15 protein-coding genes are annotated in these 18,795 nt (G+C 75.0%); 11 read left to right on the top strand and 4 right to left on the bottom strand.

Annotated features, from left to right (window positions below; translation table 11 throughout):
* The first annotated feature begins 34 nt into the window (after positions 1–34).
* From CRP52_RS06565 to CRP52_RS06535, 7 genes are all read left to right on the top strand, one after another.
* Positions 35–2,134, top strand: a complete 2,100-nt coding sequence (locus tag CRP52_RS06565; protein WP_218893073.1) for a DMT family transporter — start codon at positions 35–37, stop codon at positions 2,132–2,134.
* On the top strand, positions 2,127–2,915 hold the full coding sequence (locus tag CRP52_RS06560) for an aminotransferase class IV (RefSeq protein ID WP_097235532.1): 789 nt from the start codon (positions 2,127–2,129) through the stop codon (positions 2,913–2,915). Before CRP52_RS06565 ends, CRP52_RS06560 begins: the two co-directional genes overlap by 8 nt.
* A gap of 173 nt (positions 2,916–3,088) precedes the next feature.
* Positions 3,089–3,949: an ABC transporter ATP-binding protein gene (locus tag CRP52_RS06555; RefSeq protein ID WP_097235531.1), complete on the top strand. Its 861-nt coding sequence runs from the start codon at positions 3,089–3,091 to the stop codon at positions 3,947–3,949.
* Positions 3,946–6,471: an FtsX-like permease family protein gene (locus CRP52_RS06550; RefSeq protein WP_097235530.1), complete on the top strand. Its 2,526-nt coding sequence runs from the start codon at positions 3,946–3,948 to the stop codon at positions 6,469–6,471. The genes CRP52_RS06555 and CRP52_RS06550 overlap by 4 nt, the downstream gene beginning before the upstream one ends.
* Positions 6,472–6,703: 232 nt before the next feature.
* Positions 6,704–7,177, top strand: a complete 474-nt coding sequence (locus tag CRP52_RS06545; RefSeq protein WP_097235529.1) for a hypothetical protein — start codon at positions 6,704–6,706, stop codon at positions 7,175–7,177.
* On the top strand, positions 7,174–8,823 hold the full coding sequence (locus tag CRP52_RS06540) for a multicopper oxidase family protein (RefSeq protein ID WP_097235528.1): 1,650 nt from the start codon (positions 7,174–7,176) through the stop codon (positions 8,821–8,823). The genes CRP52_RS06545 and CRP52_RS06540 overlap by 4 nt, the downstream gene beginning before the upstream one ends.
* Positions 8,824–8,963: 140 nt before the next feature.
* Complete coding sequence (locus tag CRP52_RS06535; RefSeq protein ID WP_097235527.1) at positions 8,964–10,322, top strand: DUF2252 domain-containing protein; 1,359 nt, start codon at positions 8,964–8,966, stop codon at positions 10,320–10,322.
* A gap of 72 nt (positions 10,323–10,394) precedes the next feature.
* On the opposite strand, the gene CRP52_RS06530 is transcribed toward CRP52_RS06535, so the two are convergent.
* Positions 10,395–11,333 (bottom strand): LLM class flavin-dependent oxidoreductase, encoded by a 939-nt coding sequence (locus CRP52_RS06530; RefSeq protein WP_097235526.1) that lies wholly within the window; start codon positions 11,331–11,333, stop codon positions 10,395–10,397.
* Positions 11,334–11,419: 86 nt separating this feature from the next.
* Here CRP52_RS06530 and CRP52_RS06525 point away from each other — a divergent pair, with 86 nt between their 5' ends.
* Positions 11,420–12,175, top strand: a complete 756-nt coding sequence (locus CRP52_RS06525; protein ID WP_097235525.1) for a helix-turn-helix domain-containing protein — start codon at positions 11,420–11,422, stop codon at positions 12,173–12,175.
* A 152-nt stretch (positions 12,176–12,327) separates the two neighbouring features.
* Here the strand turns inward: CRP52_RS06525 and CRP52_RS06520 are convergent, their stop codons facing one another.
* A complete protein-coding gene (locus tag CRP52_RS06520) occupies positions 12,328–12,918 on the bottom strand; it encodes a TetR/AcrR family transcriptional regulator (protein WP_097235524.1) in 591 nt (196 codons plus the stop codon).
* A gap of 103 nt (positions 12,919–13,021) precedes the next feature.
* Here CRP52_RS06520 and CRP52_RS06515 point away from each other — a divergent pair, with 103 nt between their 5' ends.
* The 3 genes from CRP52_RS06515 to CRP52_RS06505 all read left to right on the top strand — a co-directional run bounded on the left by CRP52_RS06515 (position 13,022) and on the right by CRP52_RS06505 (position 15,873).
* Entirely contained in the window at positions 13,022–13,999 is a 978-nt protein-coding gene (locus CRP52_RS06515) for an NADP-dependent oxidoreductase (protein WP_257032318.1), read from the top strand.
* A gap of 311 nt (positions 14,000–14,310) precedes the next feature.
* On the top strand, positions 14,311–14,853 hold the full coding sequence (locus CRP52_RS06510; protein ID WP_097235522.1) for a GNAT family N-acetyltransferase: 543 nt from the start codon (positions 14,311–14,313) through the stop codon (positions 14,851–14,853).
* Between the two features lie 99 nt (positions 14,854–14,952).
* Positions 14,953–15,873: a DUF6891 domain-containing protein gene (locus tag CRP52_RS06505; RefSeq protein WP_097235521.1), complete on the top strand. Its 921-nt coding sequence runs from the start codon at positions 14,953–14,955 to the stop codon at positions 15,871–15,873.
* Positions 15,874–16,190: 317 nt separating this feature from the next.
* Here CRP52_RS06505 and CRP52_RS06500 read toward each other — a convergent pair whose 3' ends face one another.
* Together CRP52_RS06500 and CRP52_RS06495 are read right to left on the bottom strand one after the other, a co-directional pair.
* Positions 16,191–17,171 (bottom strand): diacylglycerol kinase, encoded by a 981-nt coding sequence (locus CRP52_RS06500; protein ID WP_097235520.1) that lies wholly within the window; start codon positions 17,169–17,171, stop codon positions 16,191–16,193.
* Positions 17,168–18,736 carry an FAD-binding oxidoreductase gene (locus CRP52_RS06495; protein ID WP_097235519.1) on the bottom strand — a complete coding sequence of 523 codons (1,569 nt, stop codon included), beginning with the start codon at positions 18,734–18,736 and terminating at the stop codon, positions 17,168–17,170. The genes CRP52_RS06500 and CRP52_RS06495 overlap by 4 nt, the downstream gene beginning before the upstream one ends.
* Positions 18,737–18,795: the final 59 nt, after the last annotated feature.

Raw genomic sequence — 18,795 nt, 5'->3', positions numbered from 1 at the left:
GTCCAGGTGCAGGGAACAGCGGAGGAATGCGGGGGTGTTTGCGGTGCGGCGCTGGTTGCCGGGTTTTGTGGCACTGTCGGCGATTTGGGGTGCGAGCTTCGCGCTGATCAAGGTGGCGGTCGACGCGGGGGTGCCCCCGGTCTTCGTGGCGCTGTGGCGCTGCCTGCTGGGCGCGCTCACGCTGGGCGCCGTCCTGCTGCTGCGCGGCGAGCGGATTCCCCGCGATCGTGCGCTGTGGGGGCACTCGGCGGTGGTCGCGGTGCTGCTCAACACCGTGCCGTTCATTCTGTTCCCGTTCGGTGAAACCAGGGTCAGCTCGGTGCTCGCCGGGGTGATGAACGCGACCACGCCGCTGTTCACCATGCTGTTCGCGGTGCTCACCGTCCCGGAGGAGCGCCGCCCGGGCGCCCGCCGACTCACCGGCCTCGCCCTCGGCTTCGTCGGCGTGCTCACCGTGCTCGGGGTCTGGCACGGCATCGGCTCCGGCGAGGCCGTCGGGGGCCTCGCCTGCCTGGCCGCCGCCTGCTGCTACGGGGCGGGCTTCGCCTACCTGCGGCGCTTCCTGTCCGGGCGGCCGGAGTCGGTCACTACCCTGTCCGCGCTCCAGGTCGGCTGCGCCGCCGCCGAGTTGGCCGTCATCGCACCGCTCGCCGCGGGGGCCCCGCACTGGCCCGGGGCCGGCCCGGCCGTCGCCCTGCTGGGGTTCGGCATGGTCGGCACCGGCCTGGCGTACCTGCTGAACCTCGGCCTGGTCCGGACCGCGGGCACGACTGTGGCCTCGGCCGTCACCTACGTGATGCCGCTCTGGTCCACCGCGATCGGCGCGCTGTTCCTCGCGGAACCGGTCGGCTGGAACGCCCTGGCCGGCGGCGCGCTGGTGGTCGCGGCCGTCGTCCTGGCCCGCCCCCGCCCCGGCCCGCGGCCGACCCGGCGGACCAGGCCCCGAAGGCGCGCCAGGCCGTCGGTTAGGGCGCGCGCCGCCCCGACGACGGCACGTACGAAGATGCCACGCATGGGGATCTCCCTCCCCGAACGGACCCTCCCGGACAAGCCGGTGGGAACCAGGCTGATCGGACAGCCGAATTCGTACCCGATCTTACGTTCGGTGTCCACTGAATTACGGAATGTCTCAGGGTCCCGCTATGGTGGCCGCGTGGTGAGGACGTGGGACGGGGCGGTGGAGCGGGCGCAGGACCGGTTGGCGGCCGGCCCGCGGCTGAGGTCGGCCGCCGAGGGAGAAGAACAGCGGTTCGCACTCTGGGACTTGGTGTCCCTGGTGGAGGGCGAGCTGGGCGAGCTGGTGGCCCCGGACGCGCTGGCGCCGCGGGCCGAGCGCGACTGGCGCGCACGACTGGGGGAGAGCGGCCGGGAGTGGCCCGGCGGGGAGCTGTACCGCCGCCGCTACTGGATCCTGGACGAGGGCGGGACCGTCGCGGGCACGGTCGCGGTGGACAACTGGACCAAGGGCCCGGGCCAACTCGCCGTCTCCTCCCTCTACCTGAGCCCGGCCGCGCGCGGGCGCGGGCTGGCCGCGGCCGCACTGGACGCGGTGTACCGGGCGGCCACCGCCGAGGGCCTGCCCGGGTTCCGGTTGGAGGCGCACTGGACCTGGCGACCGGCCGTCCGCTACTACCTGCGCCGCGGCCTGTGGGTGATCGGCTGGAAGCGCTCCCTCTCGCTTGCGCGGATGCCCCAACTCCCCGCCTACCGGGTGCGCGAGGAGGACGGCCGGCTGCTCCTGTTGGTCGCCGACCGGTCGCGCGGCTGGGTGCCGATACTGGCTGCCGGCCGCGAGGGCCGCTGGCTGCGGCTGGACGAGACCGCCGACTACCGGGGCGCCGACGGCTGGGTGCACGAGTACGCGCGCTCCACGCTGGCCCTGCACCTGGCCCTGGCGGGCTTCCCCCTGGTGCGCGGCCCGCAGTGGTGGGCCGAGGCGTGGCGCTGGGCGGACGCGGGCGAACCGGAGGGACTGGCGCACCGGATCGAGGAGTTCGAGCGGGCCGCCCGGGCGACGGGCCGCGGCACGGCCACCGCGCACCCCCAGGTGCCCGCCCCCCACGCGCCCGCGGCACAGGCCCCGGCGCCGACCGCGCTGCCCTCTCCGCAGCTGGCAGACTCGGGGGATGGCTGAGATCGAGATCGACGGTGCCCCGGCCGACCCGGCGCGGCTGGCCGCGCTGGGGCTGCTCAACTACGGGCACTTCACCACCCTGCGCGCCGAGGCGGGCCGGGTCCGCGGCCTGACCCTGCACCTGGACCGGCTGGTCCGGGACTGCCGGACGCTGTTCGCCGCCGAGCTCGACCAGGCCGCCGTGCGGGAGCGGATCCGTGCGGTGCTGCCCGCCGACGGCGCGCCGGTGACCGTCCGGGTCACCGTGTACGACCCGGCACTCGGCCTGGAACGCCCAGCCGCCCCGGCCGCGCCCGCCCTGCTGGTCACCACCCGCCCGGCCGCGGCCGCCGAGCCCGCCCCGCTGCGAGTCCGCAGCGTCGCGTACCGGCGGGAGCTGCCGCAGGTGAAGCACGTCGGCCTGTTCGGCCTGGTCCACCACCGCCGACAGGCCCAACTCGCGGGCTGGGACGACGTGCTGCTGGTGGACGAGGACGGCCGGGTGACCGAGGGCGCGACCTGGAACGTCGGCTTCCTGGACGAGGACGGGCTGGTCTGGCCGCAGGGCCCGAGCCTGCCCGGCGTCACCGAGGCCCTGCTGTCCGGGGCTTACCAGGGACCGCAGTCCCGCGAGCCGCTGCCCGTCGCCGAGCTCGGCCGCTTCACCGCCGCGTTCGCGGTGAACGCGGGCATCGGCCTGCGGCCGCTCGCGGCCGTCGACGGCACCGCCCTCGACCCCGCCCACCCGCGGCTCGCCGAACTGTGCGCGGCCTACCTCGGGATCGCCGCCGAGCCGCTGTAGGGACAACCTCCGTAGGCACGACGCCGTAGGCACGACCGCTGCGGGGACGACCACCGCCGTGGGGATAACCCCACCACCGGTCCGCCGGTGACCTCCATGGTTCGCCGCGCCCGGACTTCCTAGCGTGGAGCACGTTGACGACGAGCGACACGGAACCGAAGGAAGGCCCCTCCATGGCACGCCGCCACCTCCGCCGCAGGACCGACGAGCACGGCACCGATCCGACCGGCCCCGGCGGCGGGTACGCCACAGACGCGTACGGCGCCGACCCGTACGCCGCACCGCAGGCGGCCCCCGCGATCGAACTGCGCGGCGTGCGCCGCAGCTACGGGCACGGCGAGGGCGCGGTACAGGCGCTGAGCGGGATCGGCCTGGCGCTCGCCCGCGGCAGCTTCACCGCCGTGATGGGCCCGTCCGGCTCCGGCAAGTCCACCTTCCTGCAGTGCGCGGCGGGCCTGGACCGTCCGGACGCGGGCGAGATCCGGCTCGGCGGCGAGGAGATCACCGCGCTGAACGAGAACCGCCTCACCAAGCTGCGCCGCAGCCGCATCGGCTTCGTCTTCCAGTCCTTCAACCTGCTGCCCTCGCTGAGCGTCGAACAGAACGTGCTGCTCCCGCAGCGGCTCGCCGGCGAGCGCCAGGACCGCGCCCGGGCCCGGGACCTGCTGGAGCGGGTCGGCCTCGACCGGCACGCCCGGCGGCGGCCCGGCCAGCTCTCCGGCGGACAGCAGCAGCGCGTCGCGATCGCCCGCGCGCTGATCACCCGCCCGGACGTGGTGTTCGCCGACGAGCCGACCGGCGCCCTGGACACCAGTACCGCGCACGAGGTGCTGGGCCTGCTGCGGCAGGCCGTGGACTCCCTGGGCGCGACCGTCGTGATGGTGACCCACGACCCGGTGGCCGCCTCCTTCGCCGACCGGGTGCTGTTCCTGGCCGGCGGCGCGATCGTGGACGACCTGCCGCACCCCGGCCCGCAGGCCGTCGCGGACCGGATGGTCGCGCTCACCGCCCGCCCGGTGGGGGCCGCGGCATGACGAACGGACTCGCGCGCGCCTCGGTGCGCTTCCGGCCCGCCTCCTTCGCGGGCACCCTGGTCGCCCTGCTGCTCGGCGCGGCCGTCGTGGTGGCCTGCGGAGTGCTGCTGCAGACCGGTCTCACCGCGGGCCTCAAGCCCGACCGCTACGCCTCCGCCCCCGTCGTGGTCGCGGCCGAGCAGGCGGTGAAGATCGAGACGAAGGTCGGCGAGGACACCGAGACCCGGGAGCAGGCCACCCCGGAGCGGGCCCGGACGGACGCCGCCCTGGTCGGCCGGCTGAGCGCCCTGCCGGGGGTCGCCGCCGCCCGGCCGGACACCGCCTTCCCATTGCCCGCCTCCGCCTCGGCCCCGGCGCTGACCGGCCGGGGCTACGCCGCACTCGGCATCGCCGGACCGGGCGATCACCTGGTCGAGGGCCGCGCACCCGGCGCGAACGAGGTGGTGCTTGACGCCGACACCGCGCGCACCGCCCGCCTCGCGCCCGGCGCGAACCTCACGCTCACCGCGCCCGGCGGCACTGCGAGCTACCGGATCTCCGGCCTCGCCGCCGCCCAGCCGGCCGGCCCGACCGCCTGGTTCGCCGACGCCACCGCCGACCGCCTCTCCGGCCACCCCGGCCGGATCGACGCCATCGCCGTCCAACCCCGCGCGGGCGTGACCACCACCGCGCTCGCCGCGCAGGTCCGCCAAGCTGTCGGCGGCGACGCCAGGACCTTCACCGGCGACGGCCGCGGCACCGTCGAACACCCCGCCCTCGGCGAGGCGCGGACCACGCTGATGGGCATCGGCGGCAGCTTCGGCGGCTACGCCGTGATGACCGCGATCTTCGTGGTGATGAGCACCGTCGCCCTCGCCACCGGCCAGCGCGCCCGCGAGTTCGCCCTGCTGCGTGCCGTCGGCGCCACCCCGCGCCAGATCCGGCGCACCATCGCCGCCGAGGCGATGCTGGTCGCACCCGTCGCCGCGGCACTCGGCATCCTGCCCGGACTCGCCCTCGCCCGCTGGTGGTTCGACCAGCTGGTCGCGCGCGGCGCCGTCCCCGCGGGCATCCACCTCGACATCGGCCCGCTGCCGCCGCTCGCCGCCGTCCTCACCTGCACCCTCGCCGCGCTGACCGCCGGCTTCCTCGCCTCCCGCCGGCCGTCCAAGCTGCGCGCCGGCCAGGCGCTCGGCGAAGCCGCCGTCGAGGCGCCCCGGCCGGGCAAGGTACGCACCGTCCTCGGGCTCGTCTTCGCCGGTGGCGGCATCGCGATCGCCGGTGTCGCCGCCGCCCTCGACGGCGACAAGGCCGCGCAGACCGCCCTCGGCGTGGTCATGTGCCTCATGCTGGCCGTTGCTCTGCTCGGCCCCTGGGTGGCACGGATCGCCACCGCCGTGCTCGGCGCACCCCTCCGGGCCGCCGGCGCGCCCGGCTCGCTCGCCGCCGACAACACCCGCGCCAACGCCCGCCGTCTGGCCTCCGCGATCACCCCGATCGTCCTGGTCACCGCCTTCTGCGGCACCCTGCTGATCCTCCAGAGCACCCTGCGCCACACCGCCGGCGAGAACGTCCGGGCCGCTGTCACCGCCGACCACGTGATCGGCGCCACCGGCCCCGGCCTGCCCGCCGGCACTGCCGAACGAGCCGCGAAGGTGCCCGGCGTGGACACCGCCATCGGCGTGCTGCGCACCGGCCTCGTCTACCGCAGCGGCGGCGAACTGGGCTCCGCCCCCGCCCTCGGCATCGACGGGGACCCGGCCCGGCTGCCCGCGGTACTCGACCTGGACGTACGCGACGGAGCCCTCGCGGACCTCGGCCGCGCCCCCGACACCATCGCGCTCAGCACCGGACTGGCCGACACCCTGGACGCGAAGGTCGGCGAGCGGGTCGCGCTGCGGCTCGGCGACGGCACCGCCGTCCGGCCCATCGTGGTCGCCGTGTACGGCCGCGGGCTCGGCGTCGGCCAGGCGCTGCTGCCCCGGGCCGCCGTGACCGGGCACGTCACCACCGGGTACGACAGCCAGGTGCTGGTCGCCGACACGCCGGGCGCCGACCGGGCGGCGGTGGCCGCCGGGCTGGGCGCGCTGGGCGGGGCGAACGTGACCGACCGGGCCGGGTTCGCCGCCCAGTCCGACAAGGCCATGGAGCTCAGCGGCTGGGCCAATTCGGTGATGGCCGGTGTGCTCGGCGGGTTCGCCGCCGTCAGCGCCGCCAACACTCTGGTGATGACGGTGCTGGACCGCCGCCGCGAGGTCGCACTGCTGAGACTGGCCGGCACCACCCGGCGCCAGGTGCGCGGCATGATGCGCTGGGAGGCGCTGCTGGTGGCCGCGACCGGGCTGGCGCTGGGCGCGGTGATCGCCTGGATCACCCTGGTGCCGGTCGCCCGGGGCGTCGCCAACGCCTCGCCGTACGTTCCGCCGACGCTCGCCCTGCCGCTGGCCGCCGGAGCCGTGCTGCTCTGCGTCGGCTCCACCGGACTGCCCGTCCGCGCGCTGCTGCGGACCCGACCGGTGGCACTGGGAGCGGCCCGGCAGTAGCGGGGGGCGATGAGAGAAGGCTGATGAGAGAAGACCGATGAGAGAAGGCTGATGAGAGGAGGTCATGGGGCGGCCCGGTGAGAGGAACTCATGGGGTCGCCTCAATGGGTTAACCGCATGGTCCAAATGCCTTGATCTGAGCTGATCGTGATGTCCGATCAGCTACGCTCTCGCCCGCTCCGCCCCCGTTCCGCCCCCGACCCGCCCGCCCGAAGCAGAGAGTAGGCCCGACATGAGCAGCCCCCCTGCCGCCCCCGCGCCCCGCTGGCCGCTGATCCTGCTGCGGACCACCGCCACCGCGCTGGCCGTGCTGGCCCTGCTCCAGGTCATGCTCGCCGGCAGCTTCCTCAACGGCACCTACGACTCCCTGAAGGACCACGAGGACACCGCGATGCTGCTGGCCACCGTCGTGGTGGTCCAGCTGGCGGCGGCCGTCGTGGTCCGGTGGCCCGGCCGGGGGCCGCTCTGGCCGCTGTGGACCACCGGGCTGCTCACCGCCGCGGTCATCGGCCAGATCGCCGCCGGCTACGCCCGGTCGCTCGGCGTGCACGTCACCCTCGGCGTGCTCCTGGTCAGCGGCCTCCTGTTCGGCCTGGTCGGCGCCTGGCGCCTGCCGCTGCCCGCCCGCTCGGAGCAGTACGAGGCGGGTCCGGACGGCAGCGGGCGCCTCCCGCGCCCCGGCGCGCCGCTGGAGGTGTCCAAGTGAACCGACGCCGGTTCCTGGGCATCGGCGTCTCCGCGCTCGGCGCGGGCGCGCTGGCCGCCGTCGCCGCCCCCTCGGCGGCCCGGCTGTTCGCCGCGGGCCAACCCGGTCGGCTGCTGACCAGCGAACTCGACCTGCCCGAGGCCTTCCGGATCCCGCTGCCGGTGCCACCCGTGCTGCAGCCCGTGCGGACCGACGGGACCACCGACTACTACGAGATCACCCAGCAGGTCGCCGAGCTGGAGATCCTGCCCGGGGTGAAGACCCAGGCGTGGACGTACGGCGGCAGCTTCCCCGGGCCGACCGTGGTCACCCGTGCCGGGCGGACGGCCGTGGTCAAGCACCGCAACGAGCTGCCGGTGCCGTCCGTGACCCATCTGCACGGCGGGCACACCCCGGCGGACAGCGACGGCTACCCGGTCGACCTGCTGCTGCCGGTGGGATCGGCGACGGACGCCGACCAGCGGACGGCCGGCACGGCAGGCATGAGCGGCATGCCAGGCACGCCCGGCGCGACTGGTACGCACGGAACACCCGGTACGCACGAGATGCATGGGATGCCGGGGATGCGCGCCGCGGCGGGCCGCAACGTCGTCGGCGAGCGCAGCTACACCTATCCGGGCAAGCAGCGCGCCGCCACCCTCTGGTACCACGACCACCGGATGGGCTTCACCGGCCCCGGCGTCTGGCGCGGCCTGGCCGGCTTCCACCTCGTCCACGACGACGCGGAGGACGCCTTGCCCCTGCCGCGCGGCGAGCGCGACCTGCCGCTGATGATCGCCGACCGCTCCTTCGCCGCCGACGGCTCCTTCCGGTACCCCGCCGTCGACCCGTCGCTCGCCGACCCCGGCGTCACCGGCCCCTACGCCAACGGCGTGCTCGGCGACGTCCTCCTGGTCAACGGAGCGCCCTGGCCCCGGCTGGACGTCGACCGCGCCCGCTACCGGCTGCGCCTGCTCAACGCCTCCAACGCCCGCCCTTACCGGCTCGAACTCGACCCGCAGCCCGCCGGCGGCGGCGCCCTGGTCCAGATCGGCTCCGACGGCGGCCTGCTCGCCGCCCCGGTCGCCCACGACGGCATCCAGATCGCCCCCGCCGAACGCTTCGACGTCGTGGTCGACTTCTCCCGCTACGAGCCCGGCACCCAGGTGCGCCTGGTCAACCGCCTCGGCAGCGACCGGACGGCGGAGGTGATGCGCTTCGACGTCTCCTCGAAGCCGGTGAAGGACGACGCGATGGTGCCCGACAAGCTCGTCGCCGTCGAGGCCTTGGACCCCGCCGCCGCCGTCACCACCCGCGACTTCGCCTTCCGCCGCAGCCGCGGCGACGGCTGGACGGTCAACGGCGACCCGTACCAGCCCGGCCGCAGCATCGCGGCACCCGCCCTCGGGACGGTCGAACGCTGGCGCTTCTCGTCCGACCTGCACCACCCCGTGCACGTCCACCTGGACCATTTCCAGGTCATCGGCCGCAACGGGGGCGACCCGGGACCGTTCGACGCGGGCTGGAAGGACACCGTGGACCTGCGCCCGGCCGAGGCGGTGGAGGTGCTGGTGCGTTTCACCGACTACGCGGGGACGTACATGCTGCACTGCCACAACCTGGAGCACGAGGACATGGCGATGATGGCGGACTTCACCGTGCGGTGACCCCGGGCGGTTCGTCCGAACGGCCGAGTGCCGGAGGGCGTGCGCTGCGCCCTCCGGCACTCGTGTCCTAGCGTCGCGGGGAGGGTACCCGTCGCCTCCTGGCGGCGCGGGGAGGGGTGCCCGAGGGACGGAGCTGCCGCATGACCACCCCCGCCGAACGCCGCCGGCGCGGCCGAGCCGCCCGGGACCGCGTGTCCCGCTCCGCCCACGGCCGGTGGATCCCCGCCGCCGACCGGCCCGACCCGATCGGCGTGCTGCAACGGCAGGCCGAGGACCGGGTGGCCCGGCTGCTGCCGATCCGCTACGGACGGATGGCCGACAGCCCGTTCGCCTACCTGCGCGGCGCCGCCGCGGTGATGGCCGCCGACCTCGGCGCCGTCCCCGGCACCGGCCTCACCGTCCAACTCTGCGGCGACGCGCACCTGGTGAACTTCGGCGTGTACGCCTCCCCGGAACGCGCCCTGCTCTTCGACGTCAACGACTTCGACGAGACCTTCCCCGGCCCCTTCGAGTGGGACGTCAAGCGCCTCGCCGCCAGCGTCGCCGTCGCCGCCCGCGACAACGGCCAGGACGAGCAGCGCGTGCGCCGCGCCGCCCGGGCGGCCGCCGAGGGGTACGCCGTCGCGATGCGCCGACTGGCGGGCATGGGCGAACTCGACGTCTGGTACACCCGGGTGGACACCGCGGACCTGCTGCCGATGCTGCGCAAACCCCGCCGGCGCAAGCGCGCCGAGACCAACCTCGCGCACGCCCGGCGCCGCACCAGCCTGCAGGCCTTCGACAAACTCACCGAGGAACGGGACGGGCAGCGGCGAATCATCAGTGCGCCGCCGCTCGTCGAGCCGTTGAAGCGGTCCGAACTGGGCGGCATCGGCAAGGTGTTCAGCGACTACCGGGCCACCCTGGCCGAGGACCGCCGGGTGCTGCTCGACCGCTACCGGTTCGTGGACGCCGCGACCAAGGTGGTCGGCGTCGGCAGCGTCGGCACCCGCTGCTACATCGTCCTGCTGGAGGGCCGTGATCCCGGCGACCCGCTGTTCCTGCAGCTCAAGGAGGCCGGACGGTCGGTACTGGAGGATCACCTGCCGGCCGCCCGGGTGGACGCCGAGGTCGCCCCCCACCACGGCGGCCGCCGGGTCGTCACCGGCCAGCACCTGATGCAGGCCGCCAGCGACATCTTCCTCGGCTGGACCACCGGCCCGACCGGGCGCCACTTCTACGGACGCCAACTGCGGGACATGAAGGGCTCGGTGGAGATCGGCGACCTGAAACCTGCCGGCCTGCGCGCCTACGCCGACCTGTGCGGCCGCACCCTCGCCCGGGCCCACGCCCGCACCGGTGACCGCCTCGCCATCGCGGGCTACCTCGGCGGCGCGGACACCTTCGCCGAGGCGATCGCGGACTTCGCGGTGCGGTACGCGGACCGGACGGTGGCGGACCACGCGGAGCTGGTGGCGGCGATCGCGGCCGGCCGGGTGCCGGCGACCCGCGGTGTGTGAGGCGGTGGTGTGTGAGGTGGGGCCGGGAGCCGGACCGGGCGCCGGGAAACGGGCGGGCCGGGGCCGGGGCGGTCAGGTCGAGCCGAGGTTCGTGACGGCGGCGAGGCGGTCCAACTGCTCCAGCTGGTCCGGCGGTTCGAGCGCGCCGAGGCGGGCGACGAGGTGGTGGGCACCGGCGGCCGTGTAGCGGGCGAGCGTGGCGGCGACCTCCTGCGGTGTGCCGAGCGCGAAGGCCTGGATCCGCTCCGTCTCGGCAAGCGGCAGACCGTAGTTGGCGCGGGTGTAGGCGTCCATGACGCGGCGGGCGGACCGGGCGCTGCGGTCGATCCGGACGTTGACGAACAGGGCCGGGGTGACGGACTCAGGCGCACGGCTGGCCTGCCGTGCCGCTGCGCGCACGGCGGCGAGCCCGGTGGTGTAGTCGGCGGGGTCGGGCGGGTAGGGCATCCAGCCGTCGTAGTGGCGGCCGGTGCGGGCGAGGGCCGCCGGGGTCGCGCCGCCGAGCCAGACCGGTGGGCCTTCGGTGCGGAACGGCCTGGTCGCGGGCGGGAGTTCGGTGAAGGAGTGGAACGCTCCGCGGAACTCCGTCGCCCCGGCCCAGAGAGCCCGCCACAGGGCGACCGTTTCGTCAAGCCGGGCGAAGCGGCGCTCCCACGGGACCTGGGAGAGTTCGTGCAGCGGCCGGCCGAAGCGTCCCGGGAAGCCGGCGCCGACTGCGACCGTCAGCCGCCCGCCCGAGAGCTGGTCCACCGAGGCCAGCGTCTGCGCGGTCTGCACCGGGCGGCGCAGGACCGGCAACAGGGCGCCGGTGCCCAGCCGGATGCGCTCGGTCACCGGGGCGACGGCAGCCAGCATGGTGAGCGGTTCGATCCTCGGGGTGAGCAGGGAGTCGTTGACGAAGAGGGAACAGAAGCCCGACTGCTCGGCCCGGCGGGCGAATTCGATCAGGCTGCGGGGGCCTGCTGCCGCCCACTGGGCCTGGCCGGTGGGAAGGTAAACACCGATGTCCATGGCGTCGATGCTGGTCGCCGGGATGCATGGGCTCAATTCCCCCGGGGGAATGGCGCACTGCGGCCCGCCCGGTGTTGGCTGGTGGCGTGGACTTCCCCCGAGCGCTGCGTGAGCGCCGTTCCAGCCGCCGGCTCAGCCAACTCGACCTCGCCCTCCGTGCGGGCACGACGCAGCGGCACGTGAGCTTCATCGAGTCCGGCCGCTCCGCACCGGGCCGAGGAATGGTCGTCCGGCTCGCCGAGTCGCTGGGCCTGCCGCTGCGGGAACGCAACGAGCTTCTGCTGGCCGCCGGTTACGCACCCGCCTACCCGGAGACGCCGCTGGACGGGCCGGAGCTGGCACCGGTGCGGGAGGCGATCGACCACCTGCTGGCCGGCCACCACCCCTACCCGGCACTGGTGGTGGACCGCCGGGGCGACGTGGTGGCCGCCAACACGGCCCTTGCGGTGATCACCGAAGGTGTCGACCCGCGCCTCGTCGGCCCCGGGACCAACGCCTACCGGCTGGCGCTGCACCCGGACGGCCTGGCCCCGCGCATCCTCAACTTCGCCGCCTGGGCCCGGCACATCGTCGAACGCACCCGCCATCTCGGCGAACTGCACGAGGAGTTGTCCTCGTACGTGCCAGAAGTCGAGGTGACGGAGCAGCACTTGGGATTCGCCGTCCCGCTGGAGCTGCGCAGCTCGCTCGGTGAGCTGCGCTTGATGACGACTGTCACTTCCTTCGCCACCGCGGTGGACGTCACGCTCGCCGAGCTGAAGCTGGAGGCCTTCCTTCCGGCGGATGCGGCGACCGCGCGGGCGCTGCGGCGAGCTGCCGGTCAGAGCCCGGGGAACTGGTAGTCGGCGGTGGCCCGACCGGAGCAGGTGCACGCCGTCCTCGGCCCACAGCCCTTCGATCGCCTGCCGGCGGGAGCCGGGGAATGGCTCGGTGGGAACGGTGAGCAGGAACGGGCGGGGTGGGACGGCCTGGCGGCGAGCGGAGGAGCGCCGGGTCAGGGGCGGGGCCGGAAGCCGTCCAGCACCAGCCGGAAGAGATGGTCGCGCCGCTCGGTGAGGGTGGGCGCCTGGTCGGTGATCCAGCTCAGCGCGTTGGCGAGGGCGAAGACGTCGAGAGGGGTGACGTCCGGGCGGATCAGGCCGTCCCGCTGGGCGGCGGCGAGCAGGCGTCCGCCGGCCTGGCGCATCCGCAGGCAGCCCGCGTACAGGGCGGACTCCGGGTCTTCGAGGGTGGCCATCAAGGTGGCGGGCAGGCCCTGGTAGGCGCCGGCATCGAGGGTGAACTCGTAGAGCCAGTCGGTCAGGGCGCGTTCGGCCGGCTCGGTGGCGGCGAGGGTGTCGGCGCGGGCGGCGAGGTGGTCGAAGCGGCGGCCGAGCAGGGCCTCCAGCAGGTCCTCCCGGGTGGGGAAGTGCCGGTAGAGCGTGCCGAGGCCGACCCCGGCGCGGCGGGCGACGTCCCGCAGTGAGGCCTGGGTGCCCTGCTCGGCGACCAGGGCGGCCGCCTCGGCCAGGATGCGGTCGCGGTTGCGCTGGGCATCGGCGCGGGGGGTGCGGGGATCGGCGGGAGTGCTCGGCTCAAGGGGCATGGGGTTCCTCGCGGTTGACAATCGGAGCAGTGCTCCGGTTAATCTCTTCCGGAGCACTGCTCCGGATTCTAGCCGGGCAGTCCGACCTGCGTTGGGGAGAAGCATGGGTACGGAAGCGACGATGAACGCCGTCCGGCTGCACGCCTTCGGCGGGCCCGAGGTGCTGGTGTACGAGGAGGCGCCGCGGCCGGAGCCGGGGCCCGGCGAGGTGCTGGTCCGGGTCCACGCCGTCGGCCTCAACCCGCTCGACTGGTACGCGCGGCGCGGCTTCGTCGACTTCCCGCCCGAGGTGCGGCCCGACTGGCGACCGCCGCTGATCCTCGGCACCGACGTCTCCGGGGTGGTCGCGAAGGTCGGCGGCCCGGACACCGGGTGGAGCGTCGGTGACGAGGTCTTCGCGCTCGCCAACTTCCCGGGCCGCCCGGTCGGTTACGCCGAGTACGCCGTCGTGCCGGTCGCCGACCTGGCCCGCAAGCCGGCCGCGCTCGGGCACGTCGAGGCCGCCGCCGTCCCGATGGCCGGGCTCACCGCGTTCCAGTTCCTGCACAAGCGCCTCGGTTACGACGGGGGCGGGCCGGCCGTGGTCGTCGGCGCGGCCGGCGGGGTCGGGCACTTCGCGCTCCAGCTCCTGCGCCTGGCCGGGGCGGAGGAACTGATCGCGGTCGCCTCGGGACGCCACGAGGAGTTCCTGCGCGGCCTCGGCGCCGACCGCTTCGTGGACTACACCCGCACCCCGGTCGCCGAGGTCGTCGAGGGCGCCGACCTGCTGGTCGACACCGTCGGCGGCCCCGAAGCCCACCGCCTGCTGCCCGCCCTGCGGCGCGGCGGCCGGCTGGTCTCCTGCTTCCTCGGCGACTACCGGCCCGAGCGGGCGGCCGAGCTCGGGGTGGAACTCCAGCAGGGCCGCTGGCAGGTCCGCTCCAGCGGCGCCGACCTCGCCGAACTGGCCGCCCTGCTGGCGGACGGCCGGATCCGGGTGGCGCTGGACAGTGTGTACCCGCTGCGCGAGGCCGCGGCCGCCCACCGCAGGGCAGCGCAGGGGCACATCCAGGGCAAGATCGTGCTCAGCGTGGTCGAGTAGCGGGAGCTGATCGGTCCGCGGCCCTCCGTCCGCTGGTTGCCGTCCGTGGTCCGGTGGTCGGCGGCAGACGGCGCGGACGGTGCTGGTAACGGCATGAGCGAGGCTCAAGAGGGTGGCCCATGAGCGTCGCTCATGACCGCGAACGATGAGCGTCGCTCATGACCGCGAACGATGAGCGTCGCTCATGACCGCGAACGATGAGCGTTGCTCATGGGCGCCGACATGAGCGTCGCTCATGGGCCGGCGGCCTCCCCCAGGAACCGGGTTATTCCACTTGCCCCGGCCGGCCGGTGTGACGTTGGCTTGGCTGCGTGAACGAACTGCGCACCGAACGCCTTCTGATCCGCCGCTGGCGGGAGTCCGATCTCGCCCCGTGGGCCGCGATGAACGCCGACCCGGAGGTCCGCGAGCACCTCGGCGACCTGCTCACCCGCGAACGGAGCGACGCCTCGGTGGCGCGCTTCGAGGCGGCGACAGAGCAGCGCGGGTACGGCTGGCTGGCCGTCGAGGTGCGGGAGAGCGGCGAGTTCATCGGCTTCGTGGGCCTGGACGACATCGAGGAGACGGACCCGGTGGACGGGGTCGAGATCGGCTGGCGGCTGGCCCGCTCCGCCTGGGGCCACGGCTACGCCACGGAGGCGGCCCGCGCCGTCCTCGCGCACGGCTTCGACACCCTCGGCCTCCCCGAGATCCTGGCCATCACCACGGCCGCCAACCTGCGCTCCCAGTCGGTGATGCGCCGCCTCGGCATGACCCACGACCCCGCCGAGGACTTCGACGACCCCGCCGCCCCCGAGGGGCCGCTGCGCCACAACGTGGTCTTCCGGGTGCGGCGGGAGGATCACCTGTCGTAGGGCAGCCCGTCGGTGCCGGACGCGCGGCCCGAGCCGCACCGGAACCGAACTGCCGGATCGGCCGGGGTGATTGTCAGTGGTGGGTGCAAGGGTGGCCCCATGCTGGCGATCACGGTGCAGACGAACGACGGACAGCGGTGCTTCCGGCCGAGTGCGGACGAGTTGGCGGGGCTGGTCCGGCGCATCGGTGCGGAGGACGACCGCTTCCTCGTCGTGGAGCGGATACCGGACTTGCCGGACGTGTACATCCAGGTGTGGCACGCCGCCGGCGGGGACTACACGCTGGAGCACCGCGACGGCTCCGCCGAGCGGCACTTCGAGGTGCGGCTGGACGGACCGGGGCAGGTGGCTCAGGTGATGACGGCGTGGGCGCGAGGTGCCGCGGGCTGGGGTGACGGTCTGGGCTGGGCGTCGCTCGACATGGGCCCGGCCCCGGAGCCCGTACCGCCGCTGGAGCTGGCGGCGGGCGCGCGGCGGGAGCTGGAGGACCGGCTGCGGCTGAGCCTGGCCTGTGGCTACACCGACCGGGCCCGGCTCGCGGAGGAGGCCGAGGAGTTCCTGGTTTCGGACGGCCGCCGGCCGGTCTCGCGCGCCCAGGCGGAGCAACTCGCCGACCGGCTCTGGCTGGAGCGCGTCGGCGAGCAGACCGGCTGGATCGGCGAGACCGACCCGGAGCGCCTGGCCCGCGCCTTCGCCGCCCTGGAGGCGGGCGGCATCACGGCCCGGGAGGACTTCACCTGCTGCCGCTCCTGCGGTGAGGCCGAGATCGGCGCCGCCGGCGCCGCGGACGCCCGCGGCTTCGTCTACTTCCATTCCCAGTGCACCGAATCCGCGGCCGCGGGCCGGGGCCTCTCCCTCCTCTACGGTGGCTTCGACGGCTCCCCGTCGACCACCACCGCCATCGGCCACGAGGTGGTCGCCGCCCTCGCTGCCGTCGGCCTGCCCGCGGTCTGGGACGGCGACGCCTCGCACGCGATCGAGATACGTCCGCTGCTCTGGCGCCGCCGGCTGGGCGGGTGAGCGGCGTTCTGCAGCGGGGGCAGGTGCCGCGCAGTAGCGTGCGGGAGCTCCGCCGAGCCCGGCAGGTCGAGGCCGCCTACCTGGTCCGGGCAGCAGCCGACCCACCACGGACTGCCGGCCAGGCGGGCACCGGCCAGGAGGGCATGGGACGAGCGACGGCGTGCTGCCGGTGATCCCGACCGACTCCTGTCGGCGGGGATGCGTGGCGCTCATCGGGTGGTGGTGGCGATGAGTGCCGTGAGCACGGTGGCCGCGTGGATCGTGGACGCGGTGACCGGTGCCGCGGGCGGGAGCGGCCGGGCCGCGGCACCGGTGTGTCAGGGCACCAGGAGGTGCAGGGCTGCTCTCTCCACTGCCACCTCCACCGGCAGCCGGGTGATGAACTCGCCGTCGGCGTAGGCGGTGATGCCCGGGGACTCGATGCGCAGGGACTGGGTGCGCAGCGTGGTGACCTCGGGGCGGGTGGTGTGGGTGCCCTTGAGGAGGGTGGGGAAGAAGCGGGCGATGCGCAGCCGGGGCATGGCGTCGACGAGGGTGACGTCGAGCAGGCCGTCGTCCGGGAGGGCGTCGGGGCACATGAGCATGCCGCCGCCGTAGCTGCTGGTGTTGCCGACGGCGGCGAGGGTGAGGTCGCGTTCGATGACGGTGCCGTCGGCGAGGGTGATCCGGAACGGCAGGGGGCGCAGGTTGGCGAACTCGATGAGGATGGCGAGGTTGTAGCGCATCCGGCCGCGCGGCCAGCGCAGGCGGTTGGTGCGGTCGCTGACCAGGGAGTCGAAGCCGGTGGCGAGGATGGATCCGTACCGGCGGACGGTGCCGTCGGGGCCGGTGACCCGGCCGAGGTCGACGGCCCGTACCCGTCCGGCGGCGATGACGTCGGCGGCGGCCTCGGGGTCGCCGAGCGGGAGGCCGTACGCGCGGGCGTGGTCGTTGCCGGTGCCGGCCGGTATCACGCCGAGCGGGACGGGGGTGCCGGCGAGGGCCTGCAGGGCGAGGTTGATCATGCCGTCGCCGCCGACCACGGCCACCGCGTCGACGCCGTCCGCGGCCGCTTCGCGGGCGAGACGGACGGCGTCCTCGGCGGAGCGTCCGGCGTGCGGTTCGGCCTCGATTCCGAGGGAGCGCAGGCGGGCGACGGCCCGCCCGGCGGCGGGGCCGGCGTGACCGGCGCCCGCCGCCGGGTTGCTGAGGACGGCGACCCGGCGGACGCTTCTCCGGCCGGTCGGGCCAGAAGGGCCAGCCGGCCCAGAAGGGCCGGTCGGACCGGTCGGGCCGTTCGCCCCATGAGCTTCGCTCATGGGATCAGCTTGCCGGGGTTGAGGATGCCCGCAGGGTCGAGCTCGGCCTTGACGGCACGCAGGATGCGGACGCCGAGGTCGCCGACCTCGTCGGTCATCCAGGGGCGGTGGTCGGCGCCGACGGCGTGGTGGTGGGTGATGGTGCCGCCCGCGCCGAGGATGGCGTCCCCTGCGGCGCGCTTGGCCGCGTCCCAGCGGGTGAGCGGGTCCTCGCCGAGCGCGGCGACGACGGTGAAGTAGAGCGAGGCGCCGGTCGGGTAGACGTGCGAGATGTGGCAGAGCACGAGCGCACCGGGCAGGGCGGCGGTGAGCGCCTCGGTGACGGCGGCCCGCAAAGCGGGCAGCCGGCTCCAGCTCGCCGCCGTCTCCAGGGTCTCGCACAGCGCACCGGCGTTGAGCAGCGAGTCGCGCAGGTAGGGGGCGTTGAACCGGCCGTGTTCCCAGGCCCGGGCGGGGCCCTCGCCGAGCGAGGTGGCGCCGGCGGCGAGCAGGGCTTCACGGGTGGCGCGGTGCCGGGCGGCGGCCTGGTCGGCGCTGCCCTCGAAGACGGTGACGGCCAGGCAGCCGCTGACCGCCGGGGCGCCGCCGATCTGCTCGGTCATGGCGAGGTTGACCATGGTCTCGGCCTCGTCGGAGAGCCGGATCACGGTCGGGCCGGTGCCCTGCTGCTCGACGGCGCGCAGCGCCGCCGTCCCGGTGGCGAAGTCGGGGAAGCTCCACGCCTCGTACACCTTGACGGCGGGCAGCGGGTGAACGCGCAGCCGGACGGCGGTGATCACGCCGAGGGTGCCCTCGGAGCCGAGGAAGAGCTGGCGCAGGTCGGGGCCGGCGGCGGAGGCGGGGGCACGGCCGAGGTCGAGTACCCCGACGGGGGTGACGACTCGCAGGCCGCGCACCATCTCGTCGAAGCGCCCGTACCCGGCGGAGTCCTGGCCGGAGGAGCGGGTGGCCGCGAAGCCGCCGATGGTGGCGTAGCGGAAGCTCTGCGGGTAGTGGCCGAGTTCCCAGCCGCGTTCGGCGAGCAGTTCCTCGGCGGCCGGGCCGGTGAGGCCGGCTCCGAGGACGGCCTCGCCGGAGGTCTCGTCCAGGTCGAGCAGCCCGTCGAGGCGGCGCAGGTCGAGCGAGACGACGGCTTCGAGCCCGCCGCGCTCGGGGTCGAGGCCGCCGACGACGCTGGTGCCGCCGCCGAACGGGACGACGGCGATGCGGTGTTCGGCGCACACGGCGAGGACGGCGGCGACCTCCTGCTCGTTGCCGGGCAGCACGACCGCGTCGGGCGCGTCCTGCGGCTCGCGGCTGCGGCGGCGCAACAGGTCGGGGGTGGACTTGCCGCCGGCGCGCGGGAGGCGGTCGGCGTCGGCGGTGCTGACGTGGGCCTCGCCGACGGCGGCGGCGAGCGCCTTGAGGCCCGCGGCGGGGAGCCGGGAGGGGCGCAGGACGACCTCGTCGGCGCTCGGCCCGGGGGAGGCGTCGCCGGTGACGCCGAGGGCGGCGGCGAGCAGTCCCTTGATGTCGGCGGACAGCTCCTTGGCGAGGGCCGGGTCGCCCCAGGCGTCCCACTTCATCGGGGGGAGCGGAAGGGCCGCGCCGGCCGGTCCCGCTTGCGTCTCAGGTGCCATGCGTT

The organism is Streptomyces sp. 1331.2, from assembly GCF_900199205.1.
In the GTDB taxonomy this organism is placed as follows: Bacteria; Actinomycetota; Actinomycetes; order Streptomycetales; family Streptomycetaceae; genus Kitasatospora.
This window is presented reverse-complemented; position numbering and strand designations above follow the sequence as displayed.

What these genes read in the sequence shown, in the direction of transcription:
- CRP52_RS06560 (WP_097235532.1), top strand. Translation starts at nt 2,127, where the DNA reads ATGGCTGAGATCGAGATCGACGGTGCCCCGGCCGACCCGGCGCGGCTG.
- CRP52_RS06555 (WP_097235531.1), top strand. Translation starts at nt 3,089, where the DNA reads ATGGCACGCCGCCACCTCCGCCGCAGGACCGACGAGCACGGCACCGAT.
- CRP52_RS06550 (WP_097235530.1), top strand. Translation starts at nt 3,946, where the DNA reads ATGACGAACGGACTCGCGCGCGCCTCGGTGCGCTTCCGGCCCGCCTCC.
- CRP52_RS06545 (WP_097235529.1), top strand. Translation starts at nt 6,704, where the DNA reads ATGAGCAGCCCCCCTGCCGCCCCCGCGCCCCGCTGGCCGCTGATCCTG.
- CRP52_RS06535 (WP_097235527.1), top strand. Translation starts at nt 8,964, where the DNA reads ATGACCACCCCCGCCGAACGCCGCCGGCGCGGCCGAGCCGCCCGGGAC.
- CRP52_RS06530 (WP_097235526.1), bottom strand. Translation starts at nt 11,333, where the DNA reads ATGGACATCGGTGTTTACCTTCCCACCGGCCAGGCCCAGTGGGCGGCA.
- CRP52_RS06520 (WP_097235524.1), bottom strand. Translation starts at nt 12,918, where the DNA reads ATGCCCCTTGAGCCGAGCACTCCCGCCGATCCCCGCACCCCCCGCGCC.
- CRP52_RS06515 (WP_257032318.1), top strand. Translation starts at nt 13,022, where the DNA reads ATGGGTACGGAAGCGACGATGAACGCCGTCCGGCTGCACGCCTTCGGC.
- CRP52_RS06505 (WP_097235521.1), top strand. Translation starts at nt 14,953, where the DNA reads ATGCTGGCGATCACGGTGCAGACGAACGACGGACAGCGGTGCTTCCGG.
- CRP52_RS06500 (WP_097235520.1), bottom strand. Translation starts at nt 17,171, where the DNA reads ATGAGCGAAGCTCATGGGGCGAACGGCCCGACCGGTCCGACCGGCCCT.
- CRP52_RS06495 (WP_097235519.1), bottom strand. Translation starts at nt 18,736, where the DNA reads ATGAAGTGGGACGCCTGGGGCGACCCGGCCCTCGCCAAGGAGCTGTCC.